The sequence below is a fragment of the Lysobacter daejeonensis GH1-9 genome (assembly GCF_000768355.1).
In the GTDB taxonomy this organism is placed as follows: domain Bacteria; phylum Pseudomonadota; class Gammaproteobacteria; order Xanthomonadales; family Xanthomonadaceae; genus Aerolutibacter; species Aerolutibacter daejeonensis.
Genome location: NZ_AVPU01000003.1, coordinates 93,216 through 106,337, shown reverse-complemented (window position 1 = coordinate 106,337; position 13,122 = coordinate 93,216). Strand labels below are relative to the sequence as shown.

Annotated in this window: 11 protein-coding genes; 5 read left to right on the top strand and 6 right to left on the bottom strand. The window is 67.9% G+C overall.

The features are described from left to right. The first annotated feature begins 13 nt into the window (after positions 1–13). Positions 14–1,261, top strand: coding sequence for a TIGR03862 family flavoprotein (locus N800_RS02785; protein ID WP_036134538.1), 1,248 nt, complete (start codon positions 14–16; stop codon positions 1,259–1,261). Here N800_RS02785 and N800_RS02780 read toward each other — a convergent pair. The 6 genes from N800_RS02780 to N800_RS02755 all read right to left on the bottom strand — a co-directional run bounded on the left by N800_RS02780 (position 1,245) and on the right by N800_RS02755 (position 6,947). After that, positions 1,245–1,589 (bottom strand): RidA family protein, encoded by a 345-nt coding sequence (locus N800_RS02780; protein ID WP_036134534.1) that lies wholly within the window; start codon positions 1,587–1,589, stop codon positions 1,245–1,247. The genes N800_RS02785 and N800_RS02780 overlap by 17 nt on opposite strands. Then, the gene (locus tag N800_RS02775; RefSeq protein WP_036134531.1) at positions 1,586–2,344 is read right to left on the bottom strand and encodes a sulfurtransferase; all 759 of its coding nucleotides are present in this window, start codon (positions 2,342–2,344) and stop codon (positions 1,586–1,588) included. The genes N800_RS02780 and N800_RS02775 overlap by 4 nt, the downstream gene beginning before the upstream one ends. A gap of 48 nt (positions 2,345–2,392) precedes the next feature. Beyond that, positions 2,393–3,040 carry a DUF998 domain-containing protein gene (locus N800_RS02770; RefSeq protein ID WP_052107845.1) on the bottom strand — a complete coding sequence of 216 codons (648 nt, stop codon included), beginning with the start codon at positions 3,038–3,040 and terminating at the stop codon, positions 2,393–2,395. A 10-nt stretch (positions 3,041–3,050) separates the two neighbouring features. After that, complete coding sequence (locus N800_RS02765; RefSeq protein WP_036134527.1) at positions 3,051–4,322, bottom strand: MFS transporter; 1,272 nt, start codon at positions 4,320–4,322, stop codon at positions 3,051–3,053. A gap of 257 nt (positions 4,323–4,579) precedes the next feature. Further along, on the bottom strand, positions 4,580–5,764 hold the full coding sequence (locus N800_RS02760) for a glycosyltransferase (protein WP_036134524.1): 1,185 nt from the start codon (positions 5,762–5,764) through the stop codon (positions 4,580–4,582). Positions 5,765–5,780: 16 nt separating this feature from the next. After that, positions 5,781–6,947 carry an MFS transporter gene (locus N800_RS02755; protein ID WP_036134522.1) on the bottom strand — a complete coding sequence of 389 codons (1,167 nt, stop codon included), beginning with the start codon at positions 6,945–6,947 and terminating at the stop codon, positions 5,781–5,783. Positions 6,948–7,123: 176 nt separating this feature from the next. On the opposite strand from N800_RS02755, the gene N800_RS02750 reads away from it, so the two are divergent. From N800_RS02750 to N800_RS02735, 4 genes are all read left to right on the top strand, one after another. Continuing rightward, positions 7,124–8,200, top strand: a complete 1,077-nt coding sequence (locus N800_RS02750) for a COG3904 family protein (RefSeq protein WP_052107844.1) — start codon at positions 7,124–7,126, stop codon at positions 8,198–8,200. Positions 8,201–8,309: 109 nt separating this feature from the next. Beyond that, entirely contained in the window at positions 8,310–10,013 is a 1,704-nt protein-coding gene (locus tag N800_RS02745) for an AMP-binding protein (RefSeq protein ID WP_036134520.1), read from the top strand. Positions 10,014–10,105: 92 nt separating this feature from the next. Continuing rightward, on the top strand, positions 10,106–10,765 hold the full coding sequence (locus N800_RS02740) for an ABC transporter ATP-binding protein (protein ID WP_232227522.1): 660 nt from the start codon (positions 10,106–10,108) through the stop codon (positions 10,763–10,765). Beyond that, entirely contained in the window at positions 10,762–13,119 is a 2,358-nt protein-coding gene (locus tag N800_RS02735; protein WP_036134516.1) for an ABC transporter permease, read from the top strand. Before N800_RS02740 ends, N800_RS02735 begins: the two co-directional genes overlap by 4 nt. The last annotated feature ends 3 nt before the right edge of the window (positions 13,120–13,122 follow it).

Genomic DNA, 13,122 nt, shown 5'->3' with positions numbered 1-13,122 from the left:
TGCGCCCCTGCCCATGCCCGCATCCCGCTACAACGCTCCCGGTCTGGTCGTCATTGGCGGCGGCCCCGCCGGCCTGATGGCCGCGGAGGTCGCGCGAGCCGCCGGCATCGAGGTGGACCTGTACGAGGCGATGGGCTCGGTGGGTCGAAAGTTCCTGATTGCCGGCAAGGGCGGCCTCAACCTGACCCATGCCGAGCCCCGCCCGGCGTTTGACCAGCGCTACCGCGACCGCGCGCAGGCCGTGGGGCGCTGGTTGAACGATTTTGATGCCACCGCGCTGCGCGAATGGGCGCGAGGCCTCGGCGTGGAGACCTACGTCGGCAGCTCGGACCGGGTCTTTCCGCTGGACCGGAAGGCCGCGCCGCTGCTGCGCGGCTGGGTGCGCCGACTGCGGGAACAGGGCGTGCGATTCCACGTACACCACCGCTGGCTCGGCTGGACGGACGACGGTGCGCTCCGCTTTGCGTCGCCTGCGGGCGAAGTCGAGGTCACCGCACCCGCGACGCTGCTGGCGTTGGGCGGCGGCAGCTGGCCGGAACTCGGCTCCGATGGCGCCTGGGCCCCAGTGCTGGCCGCGCAGGGCATCGACGTGGCCGAACTGCAGCCGGCCAATTGCGGCTTCGACGTGGGCTGGAGCGAACATCTCGCGCAGCGCCATGCCGGCGCGCCGCTCAAGCCCGTGGTTGCGCACTGGCACGATGCGGAAGGCGCGGAGCACAGCCTGCAAGGCGAGTGCGTGCTAACCACGACCGGCGTCGAGGGCAGCCTGATCTACGCCCTGTCCGCGCACCTCCGCGAAGCCATCGCCGCCAATGGCGAAGCCCGCCTGTGGCTGGACCTCGCGCCTGGCCGCGACCTGGAAGAACTCCAGCGGGACCTTGCCAAACCACGCGCTGGCCGCAGCATCAGCGAACACCTGCGCCGCCAGGCAGGGCTGGTCGGCGCGAAGGCGGCGCTGGTGCATGAGGTGTTGGGCCGCGACGGCCTGCAGGATCCGGATGTCATCGCCACGACCATCAAGCGCCTTCCACTGATCCTGACCCAGCCGCGGCCGCTGGCCGAGGCGATCAGCACGGCCGGCGGCGTCCGGCTTGAAGCCCTGGATGATGCGCTGATGCTGCGTACGCATCCCGGCGTGTTCTGCGCCGGCGAGATGCTCGACTGGGAGGCGCCGACGGGCGGCTACCTGCTCACCGCCTGCTTCGCCAGCGGCCTGCGGGCAGGCCGGGGCGCAGTGGCGTGGCTCAAACGGCCGCGGTAACCACGATCTCCACCTTCCACGCCGCGTCGGCCAGGTGCGCCTGCACCGTGGCACGGGCCGGCGCCTGGCCGGGCACCACCCACGCATCCCAGGCGCGGTTCATGCCGGCAAAGTCCGCCATGTCGCGCAGGAATATCTCGGCGCGCAGCAGGCGGGTCTTGTCGCTGCCAGCCTTGGCCAGCAGCGCATCGATCTCCGCCAGGACCTGACGGGTCTGGCCTTCGATGTCCTGGGTGGTGTCCTCGGGAATCTGCCCGGCCAGGTAGGCCACGCCGTTGTGGACCACGGCCTCGGACATGCGGTGGCCGGCATCGATGCGTTGGATCATGGGACAACTCCAAAAGGTTGGCCTGCATCCGCCAGCGGCTGCAGTTGCGGATCCAGCGCCACCCGTTCGTCGAAAACGAAGCAGCGCCCGTCGTAGTGGGCACCGCCCACCTGTTCAAAGTAGCCGAGGATGCCACCGTCCAGCTGCAGCACGTTGTCCATGCCGTCGGCGCGCATCCACAGCGCCGCCTTCTCGCAGCGGATGCCGCCGGTGCAGAAACTGACCACTGTGGCATCGCGCAGCGCATCACGGTGCGGCGCCAGCGCCTCCGGCAGGTCGGTGAAGTTGTCGATGGGCAGCGTCAGCGCCCCGTCGAACGTACCAAAGCCGAACTCCTCGCGGTTGCGGGTGTCGAGCATGACCACGCGGCGTCCGGCATCGTCGTGGCCCTGCTCAAGCCAGCGGGTCAGCGTTTGCGGCGTCACCGTCGGGGCACGTCCCACCAGCGGTGAGGCATCCTCCCGGCGGAAGGCGATGATTTCGCGCTTGAGCTTGACCTTCAGGCGCGCGAACGGCTGCGCGGCGCTGTGGCTGTACTTGACCAGGATGTCGGCGAAGCGGGCGTCGCCGCGCAGGCGTGCCAGGAACGACTCGATGGCCTCCGCGTGGCCCGCAAGGAAGATGTTGACGCCCTCGCCGGCCACCAGCACGGTGCCAAGCAACTCGCCCTCTTCGGCCCAGCCGCGAACAGTTGCGACCAACGCCGCGGGGTCATCCACGGCTACGAAATGATATGCGGCGATATTGACGATCATCGGCGCATTTTACGCCGTCGGGGCCACGGGGAGCGGCGGCGGGGGCGCCTACTTCGCGCCCGCGCCGGGCTCGCACTCGCTCGATCCACCATCTTCCGCACGCCGCAGCCAATGTGCCGACAAGCCCAACCAGCCCACGATCAGCGCAATCAGGGCCTTCTGCCCCGCGCCACGGGGAAGGTCGCGCCATAGCACGTGAAGCCAGAGCGCCGCGAAGCACACCGAGGCCAGCCCCAAGGCGACCTTCCACCGGCGTGCCGGCCCGCGGAGCCCTCGCATCCACCACGACTGCAGCAGCATCGCCGTGGTGACCGTCAGGAACGCCGTGTTGGCCGCGGTTCCGTGGACCCAACCCTCCAGCGTTGGCGGGGCATGCGGGATGTTGCTCCGGGCCAGCGCGGTCACCACCAAGGCCACGGCCCCAACCGCGAACAGCAGCCCAGGCGCCGCGCTTCGCGCGTTTCGAGGCAGGTGCCGGTAATAGCCCACAGCCAGCGTCAATATCGCCACGGCCAGGGCCACGTACGCCATCTGCAGGCCCCAGCCAGTCGGCCCCAGCAGGTAGAAGCTCATCGGTGCAGCGGCCCAGTCCAGATCGGGCCGCAGGAACTGCCACGCGACGCAAGCCACCGCGAAAACCGCGGTTCCGGCCTGCGCGACGCTGCCGGCCCAGCGCGGCGCCAGCAGCTTCGACATCGCTCCCACCTCAGGCGTCCCGCGCCGGACGCACGGCCCACAGCGCGAGCAGCGTGAGCACGGACGCGGCAACGAGATACAGCCCCACCGACGCCAATCCATAACGACCCGCCAGCCAGGTCGCAATGTACGGCGCCAGCGAGGCGCCGAAGATGCCGGCCAGGTTGAACGCCAGCGAAGCGCCCGTGTACCGCACCGATGCCGGAAACATCTCCGCCAGGATCGTGCCCACAGGGCCGTAGGTCAGCCCCATCAAGGCCAGTCCCAGCGACAGGAACAGCAACGTGCTCCACGCGCTACCGGCGACGAACAGCGGGGCGAATGCCAGCCCGAAGGCCAGGATCGCCACGGTCGCGAGCATCATGGCCCGGCGCGCGCCCACCCGGTCCGCGTACAGCGCGGACAACGGAATGGTCAGGGCAAAGCACACAACGCCCACCATCTGCAGCCACAGGAACTGCTCGCGCGTATACCCCAACTGCGAGGTGCCCCAGCTCAGTGCGAATACCGTCATCAGGTAGAACAGCACGAAGGTTGCCAGCGCGCCAAACGTGCCGGCCAGCAGGGCGCGTGGATGCCTGCCCAGCACCGTCAGCATCGGCAATCGCACCCGCTCCTCGCGGTCCAGCACGCGTTGGAAGTCCGGCGTCTCGGTCAACCGCAGGCGGATCCACAGTCCGATGAACACCAGCACCGCGCTGCCCACGAAGGGAATGCGCCAGCCCCATGCGAAGAACTGCGCGTCGTTCATCACTTCGGTCAGCAGCAGGAAAATGCCGGTGGCAAGGAAGAATCCCAGCGGCGCCCCCAACTGCGGAAACATCCCGTACCAGGCGCGCTTGCCCGGCGGCGCGTTCTCGGTGGCCAACAGCACCGCCCCGCCCCACTCGCCACCCAGTCCCAGGCCCTGGCCAAATCGGCACAGCGCAAGCAGTGCCGGCGCGACCAGGCCGATGCTGGTATAGGTGGGCAACAGGCCAATCGCCACGGTGGACAGGCCCATCGTCAGCAGCGCCGCGACCAGCGTGGCTTTGCGCCCGACGCGGTCGCCAAAGTGACCGAACACCGCCGAGCCGATGGGCCGCGCGAAAAACGCCAGCGCGAACGTCGCCAGCGACTGCAGCGTCGCGGTAGCCGGATCCCCGGCCGGAAAGAACAGCTTCGGGAACACGAGGACGGCAGCCGTCGCGTAGATATAGAAATCGAAGAACTCGATGGTGGTGCCGATGAGGCTGGCGAACAGTACGCGCGCCGGCGAGTTTCCCTGCTTGGCTGGAGTCATGTGGACGGTGTCGGTGGGTGGGCCCCGCGCCCACGGACCCCTGCCATGCCCCGCAGGCGTCCCTCCCCGGGCCGGATGCCGCCACGATAACCGGGGCTCCTGGCTCGCGCATCAAAAAAAAAGACGCCGGCGGAAGCGCGTGCCGAGGGGGAGGAGGAGGGGCACTGCGGCTTCAGCCGGTCGTCTTCAGTTATGCCAACGCGTCGGGGAGGCCAACACCGGACGATTTCCCCGTCCCCCGTACGGGGGATGTCCGCTCACGCCAATGCGGGCGACGGCCGCAACAACGACGCATACAGATCCACCGCGCGCCCCATCAACACCTCGGTGCTCCAGGCGCGCGCATCCATGGGGCCGGCCTCCGCCAGTGCCCGACGGTCCTCGACCGAATCCAGCAACAGCGCGACGTGCCCGGCGAAGACCGATTCGTCTTCCGAGCTGATCCGAGCGCTGCGGGCGTCGCGCAGCACGGTGGCCGTGCCCATCACCGCTGTGGACACGATCGGCGTGCCCATCGCCATCGCCTCGATCAGCACCAGCCCCTGCGTTTCGGTAGGCGAGGCGAACACGAACACGTCGCCGGCGCTGTAGGCATCCAACAGGGTGCTGCGCCGGTCGAGGTTGCCGAAGAACCGGACGTTGTTCTGCAGGCCCAAACTGGCGACCAATTGCCGCAACCTCACGGCATCGGGCCCCTCGCCTGCTATCAGAAACTGGAGCGCGGGAAATCTGGGCAACAGACGCTTTGCCACCCGCAGCAGGAACGCGATGTTCTTCTCCAGCGACAACCGGCTCACGGTCACCATCGTCGGCGCATCGGCCCCAATACCATGCATGTCGCGGAATCGCGCGCCATCGCCACCGGAAAACTCGGCCAGATCGATACCCGTGGGAATCACCGTCCATGGCGTGCGCACACCGTAGCGGTCCAGTACCTCGGCCATCTGTGCGCTGGGCACGATCAGGTGATCCACCCCATGACACAGATGGCGGGAGACACGTCGCGCCAACCAGCGCGTCAGTCCTGCAGGCAGCCAGGGTAAGTAGTGGCCCACGTACTCCTCGAAATAGGTGTGGTACGTCTCCACCGTCGGCGTGCCCGTCAACGCCGCCAGCCGGACGCCCAACTGATGGGCGCGGAACGGCGTGTGCACGTGGATCACGTCCCAGTCGCGCGCGGCCAGCGTTCGGGTCACGGCTGCCAGTGCACTACCCTTGATCAGGCGGTCCTCGGGATCGAAGAAGATCACCCGCGCGGGCAGCCGGATCACCTCGAAGGCGCCCTCGTCGTGCTGCGCCTGTCCGCTTTCCGGCCCGTAATCGGGCACCACCAGCGTCACCGCATGGCCCATCTGGGCCAGCGACCGCGCAAACGTGCGGATCGACGTGGAAACGCCGTTGACACGGGGAAAATAGACGTCGGACAGCATCAGGATGTTCATCCCGATGCACGCTAGGTCAGGCAGATGACGGTTTCATGGCGCGGGCCAGCCATGGGGTGGCCAGGGCGGCGACGCCGGACACCACGGCCCCCATCCAGAATGCCGCGGGCGGGCCTTGGCGATCCCACAACCAGCCGGCCGCCGCACTCGCCACCAGCAGGCCGGCGCCCGACACCAGGTTGAACACGCCAAACGCCGTGCCGCGATACGCCTCCGGCGCCACGTCCGCCACCAGGCTGGCGAGGATGCCCTGCGTCAGGCCCATGTGCAGGCCCCACAGGGCAATGCCGCCGAACAACAGGCCCAGTCCATCCGATGCCGCCAGCGCGACATCCGCCAGCACCAGCACACCCATGCCCAATGCCAGCAAGGTCGAGCGCGCCATGCGGTCCGACAGGTAGCCGGCCGGATAGGCGGTGAGTGCGTACACGGCGCTCATCACCACCAGCACCATCGGCACCCATGCCACGGGCAGGCCGCGATCGGTGGCCCGCAGCACCAGGAACGCCTCGCTGAACCGGGCCAGGGCCACCGCCAGCCCAAGCACCACCAACCACCAGAACGGCCGCCCCAGATGCGACAACCCTTCCCGGTTCAGTGGCAGGCGCGCGGGCTTGCGCACCGCATCGGCCGGCTCGGGCACCTTCAGAAGCAACAGCACCGCCACCGCCCCGGGCACCACCGCGAACCACAGCACGGTCTGGATATCATTGGCGAAAGCGTGCATCAGCCCCACCGCCAGCAATGGCCCGGCAAACGCCCCCACGGTGTCCATCGATTGGCGCAGGCCGAAGGCCGCTCCACGGATCTCGCGCGGCGTCAGGTCGCTCACCAGCGCATCGCGCGGCGCCCCACGGATACCCTTGCCGAACCGGTCGAGCAGACGCGCCGCCGTCACGGTGGCCACCGAATCGGCCAGCGGAAACAGCGGCTTCACCGCCGCCGCCAAGCCGTAGCCCAGCAGGACCAGAGGCTTGCGGCGCCCAACCGCGTCACTGAGATAGCCGGAAAACACCTTGGTGACCAACACCAGGGCCTCGGCAGCGCCTTCTATCAAGCCGATCACCAGCGCGCTGGCCCCCAGGCTGCCGGCCAACAGCACTGGCAACAGGCTGTGAACGACCTCCGACCCCATGTCGGTGAACAGGCTCACGAACCCCAGCGCCACGATCGCGCGGGGCATCGCTGGTGGCGACTGAACGGAGGTCGAGGTTGTCAAACGTGGCCACCCGGGAGAAGACCCGCTCCATCTTATCCAGCGGCGGTGATGAACCGGGGACAGCGCGTCCTGAAGGCATGCGTTAAGGGCGTTTAATAGAGAATAATGGTCCTGACCCACGAACCTGCCTGCCGCGTTCCATGACGAAACCTTGGCTCCTGCCAATCCTGGTGTCGGCGTTCATCGCCGCCCTCGGCGGGTGCTCGGATGAGACACCGACGTCGGATGCCACCGATGGCGCGCCGCCCGTGGTTACCTTGGGCGAAGATCGCAGCATGACGGCCATCGCCCGGGTGCGCGCACCCACGCCGCCAGCCACCCCGGACTTCACCTACTGGCCCCCGGCCACGCTCGACAGCGGTACCGCGCGGGTGAGTTGCCATTACGACTACGATCGCGAGGGCGACGGCGATCGCATTGGCGCGTTGGAGTTCTTCAACCTGGTCGACAGGCTGTCCGACTGTCGCGAAGCTGGTATGGTCCGGCTGCGCTATGAAGGCAAGATCGACGCCGGCTTCACGGCCTTGATGGCCCGCGTTACCGAGATTGCCGACCGCATGGAGATCCGGAATCGCGTGCTCGACATCGACTCGGTCGGCGGACAGGTCGAAGAAGCGATCCGCGTGGGCGACCAGATCGCAGAGTCGGGCTGGTCGATCTGGGTGCGCAACAGGTCGCTGTGCCACAGCGCCTGCGTATTGGTGCTGGCGGCCGGCGATACCCGCTCCATCACCGGCAAGGTGGGCATCCATCGGCTGATGCGGTTGAAGTCCACCGCCACCACGCGCGCGGAACTCAACGACGAACTGCGCGACATCACCCAGCAGTTGCGTGACTACCTCTCGCGCAATGGCGTGGCGGCGCACCTCGCGGACCGCATGATGACCATCCCGGCACGCAACCTGCTTCTGCTCACTACCGCGGAACTGCGCCAGTACGGGTTGTCGGGCACCAACGCGGCGCAGGAAGACCTTGACCGGATCCGCGTGGCGCGCAAGTGCGGCGAGGATTTCGCCCGACGGCGCGATGCGTTTGGCCGCGCCTTCGACAACCAGTGCATGGAGCCCGGTGCGGCGTTCGAGTCGATGGCGGACTGCGGTCGTGCGTTGCGGGGCCAGTTCGGTTTCCCCGACCAGCGCTGCCCGGACGAAACGCCGCTCGCCCGTTTCGACAACGCGGGGGATCAGGCCCCGCCGCAGATGCTGCGGCAGGAGTGAACTCCGGCGGCGGTCAAGCCTCCCACCGATCACGCCTGGACAGTGGCTGCCCTCGTCCGATACCAAAGGCGCATCGTGCCGGTTCTCGTGCCGCGGCTATCCTGCGCGGATGACCTCGCTTCCCGACCCCGGCCTCAGCCACGTCATCGGTGACCGCACCGTCCCGCTCATCGAGGAAACCGTGGGCGACATGCTCGCCCGCGTCGCCCGCACGTGGCCCGGGCAGCCTGCACTCATAGTGCCGCCGCAGTGCGTGCGCATGGATTACGCCGGCCTCGACGCGGCCGTGGATCGCCTGGCCGCGGGTCTGCTGGCACTCGGCCTGGCCCCCGGCGACCGTATTGGCATCTGGTCGCTGAATCGCGCCGAATGGGTGCTGATGCAGTTCGCCGCCCCACGCGCCGGCCTGATCCTGGTGAACATCAATCCGGCGTACCGCACCCATGAGCTGGCCTTTGCGCTGCGCCACGTAGGTTGCAAGGCGCTGGTACTGCCGAGGCGTTTCAAGACCTCGGACTACATTGGCATGCTGCGTGAGCTGGCACCCGAACTGGACACGTGCGTCCCCGGCAAACTGCACGCCGCCGCGCTGCCCGAGTTGCGGCACGTGCTGGTCATGGGCGATGGCGAAGCGGTTCCCGGCACGCATGCGTTCGGCGCGATCGCGACGTGTGGCGACGCGGCAGCACTCGCCCGCATGCGCGCGGTCGCCTCCACGCTATCCCCACACGATGCGGTCAACATCCAGTTTACCTCCGGCACGACCGGCGCCCCCAAGGGGGCCACGCTCACCCACCGCAACATCGTCAACAACGGCTTCTTCATCGGCGAGGCAATGCGCCTCACCGAGCAGGACAAGCTGTGCATCCCCGTGCCGTTCTACCACTGCTTCGGCATGGTGTTGGGCAACCTGGCCTGCGTGACGCACGGAGCTTGCATGGTCATTCCCGGCGAAGGCTTCGACCCACTGGTGACGCTGCAGACCGTGCAGGACGAGCGCTGTACCGGCCTGCACGGCGTGCCCACGATGTTCATTGCTGAGCTCGAGCACCCGCGCTTTTCCGAGTTTGACCTCTCTTCGTTGCGGACCGGGATCATGGCGGGATCCAACTGTCCCATCGAGGTGATGAAGCGCGTGGTGGAGGTGATGCACATGTCCGAGGTCACGATCACCTACGGCATGACCGAGACCAGCCCTGCCAGTTTCCAGACCACTCCCGACGACCCACTCGACCGTCGGGTGGACTCCGTCGGCCGCGTGCACCCGCACGTCGAGGTCAAGATCGTCGACGCCGAAGGCCGTACCGTACCCCGCGGCGTGACCGGTGAGCTGTGCACGCGCGGCTACTCAGTCATGCAAGGCTACTGGGAAGAGCCTGCGCGAACCGCCGAGGCAATCGACGCGGAAGGCTGGATGCATACCGGTGACCTGGCCACCATCGACGCCGAGGGCTATTGCCGGATCGTCGGCCGCGTCAAGGACATGCTGATCCGTGGTGGTGAGAACATCTATCCACGCGAGGTAGAGGAGTTTCTCTACACGCATCCCGCCATCGCAGATGTACAGGTGTTTGGCGTGCCCGACGCAAAGTTCGGCGAGGAGGCCTGCGCGTGGATCCGGCTTGCCGACGGCGCCACCTGCGATGCCGACCAGATCCGCGCCTATTGCCAGGGGCGCATCGCGCACTACAAGATTCCCCGCTACATCCGCTTCGTGGACAGCTTCCCGATGACGGTGACCGGCAAGGTGCAGAAGTTCCTGATGCGCCAGGCCATGCTCGAAGAGTTCAAGCGCGCACAAGGCGGCGGCTGAGCCTTTACAGTAGGGGCATGGCCACGGCCCCCTCCCCCTTGGACCCTCCGCAGCCGGTGTTCCGGGCGCGGGGGCTGACCAAGGTTTACCGCATGGGCGATGTCGACGTGCATGCCCTGCGCGGCATCGACCTCGACCTGTTCGCGGGCGAGTTCGTGGTGCTGCTGGGCGCGTCCGGAAGTGGCAAGTCGACGCTGCTGAACATCCTGGGCGGACTGGATGCTCCCACCAGCGGCGAGGTCGAATGCCAAGGGCATCCGCTCACCGGTGCCGACGAGGCGGTGCTGACGCGATTCCGCCGCGAACATGTGGGCTTCGTGTTCCAGTTCTACAACCTCATCCCCAGCCTGACCGCGCGCGAGAACGTGGCGCTGGTGACCGAGATCGCCGAGCAGCCGATGCTGCCCGAGGAGGCCCTGGCGCTGGTCGGGTTGAAGGAACGCATGGATCACTTCCCTGCCCAGCTCTCCGGCGGCGAGCAGCAGCGCGTGGCGATTGCGCGCGCCATCGCCAAGCGGCCGGCGGTGCTGCTGTGCGACGAACCCACCGGGGCGCTGGATTCCCCCACGGGCATCCTGGTGCTGCAGGCATTGGAACGCATCAACCATGAGACCGGCGCGCTGACCGTGGTCATCACCCACAATGAGGTGATTGCGGGAATGGCCGATCGCGTCATCCGCCTCAGTGACGGCCGCGTCATCAGCCAAGAGCGCAACCCGGCGCGCCAGCCGGCCTCGGGGCTGCGCTGGTGAAGGCCCTGCATCGCAAGCTGCTGAGGGAATTCGTGCAGCTGCGGGGGCAGGTTCTCGCCATTGCCCTGGTCATGGTCGGCGGCATCGGCACCATGGTGATGGCGCTGGGCAACTACAACGCGCTCTCCCGAACGCGGGCGCTGTTCTACGCCGAATACGGCTTCGCCGATGTATTCGCCCAGGCCAAGCGCGCTCCGCTGCCGCTGGCCGACACCATCCGCGCCATGCCGGGCGTAGCTGCGGCCGAAGCGCGGGTCGTGGGCTTTGCCCCTCTTGAGCTGGCGGGCTTCAACGGCCCCATCAACGCCCAGCTCATCTCGCTTCCCGCGTCTGGAGATGGGGGGCTCAACCGGCTGTACCTGCGATCGGGCCGCCTGCCCGCCCGGATGGACGAGGCGGTGGTCGGCGAGGCCTTCGCCGAGGCCCACGACCTGCACGAAGGCGACCGGCTCGTCGCCGTCCTCAATGGCCGGCGCCAGCAGTTGCAGATCTCCGGCATTGGCCTGTCCCCGGAGTTCATCTATCAGATCAAGCCGGGCGACGTCTTTCCCGACTTCCAGCGCTTCGCCGTGCTGTGGATGCAGCATGCTGCGCTGGCCCGTGCCTTCGACATGGACGGCGCGTTCAACAGCCTGGTTGTGACCGTGCAGCCCGGCGTCCGAGTCCCCGAGGTGGTTGACACCATCGACCCGCTGCTGGCTCCGTTCGGCGGCGCCGGCGCCAATGGGCGCGAACTGCATCCCTCGCACCGGTTCCTGGACGAGGAACTAAGCCAGTTGCGGATGATGGCGCGCATGTTCACCGCCATCTTCCTCGGCGTTACCGCCTTCCTGCTGAACGTGGTGCTGGGCCGGTTGGTGGTGTCCCAGCGTGAGCAGATCGCACTGCTCAAGGCCTTTGGCTACACACGGTTGCAGGTCGCGATGCACTACGGGCAGCTGGTCCTGATCATGGTCGCGGTGGGCGTCGTACCGGGCGTCGCACTGGGCGCGTGGCTGGGGCGCGCCATCGCCGGCGTCTACCGCGAGTACTACCGCTTTCCGTACCTGACATGGTCACTGGAACCTTCCCTGCTGGTGGTGGCGGTGGCATTCGCTGTAGCTGCCGGGGCATTGGGTACGTTTGCCGCGCTCGCACGCGTGCACCGGCTTGCCCCCGCGGAGGCGATGCGACCGGAGGCACCAGCCAACTTCCGCCCGCTGCTGCTGGAACGCCTGGGCCTGGGCCGACTCGTCGATCCCGCGGCGCGCATGGTGCTTCGCAACCTCGAACGCCGGCCGCTACGCACGTTGCTCTCCGTGCTGGGCATCGGCATGGCCTGCGGCATCCTGGTCATGTCGCGGGCAATTCCCTCCTCGGTCGAGCGGGTGATCGATGTCCAGTTCGGCTTCGCCCAGCGCGACGACTTCGCCATTGGCTTTACCGAGCCCGCGTCCAATCGCGCCGTCACGGAGCTGGCGGCACTGCCCGGCGTACGTGGCGTGGAACCCTTCCGCGTGGCCGCCGTCACCCTCCGACACGGCCACCGCACCTACCGCACCGCACTACAGGGCCTGCCGATGCAGGGCGACCTCAAACGCGTGCTGGATGCGCACAACCGACCCGAGACGCTGCCGCGAGAGGGCCTGCTGCTGACGGATTACCTGGCGGACCTGCTCCAGGTGCGGGCCGGCGACACGGTGCACGTGCAGTTCCTCGAAGGCCACCGCCGTACACTGGCGGTGCCCGTGGCAGGCACAGTCAAGGAATACCTGGGCGTGGGCGCATATGCGCGCCAGGGCTACCTCAACACCCTGCTCAACGAAGGGGACGTGGCGTCCGGCGCATGGATCTCGGTGGATGCACGGCATCGGGACACGGTGCTTGCCGAATTGCGCCGTCGGCCCCGCGTGGCCTCCGTCACCGACCGGACGGCGATGGTCCAGAGCTTTCGCGACACGATGGCGCAGAGCCTATCCACTTTCACCTTCGCCATCACGCTGCTGGCCGGCGCCGTTGCCGTGGGCGTGGTGTACAACGCCGCACGCATCACCTTGGCTGAGCGCGGGCGCGAGCTCGCCAGCCTGCGGGTACTGGGCTACACCCGCGCCGAAGTGCGTGGTTTCCTGCTGGGTGAGCTCGGCGCGCTGGCGCTGATGGCGCTGCTGCCGGGGTTCTTGTTGGGCTTTGGCATGATCGCGCTACTGGCCCGCGGCCTGCAGTCCGACCTGTTCCGCATCCCGGTGGTGCCCGACCCCAGCGGCGTGGCGTTCGCCGGCCTCGTCATACTGGCGGCGACGGTAGTATCGGGGGCATTGGTACGCCGGCGTCTGGATCGACTGGACCTGGTGGCCGCGCTGAAGACCAAGGAATGATCC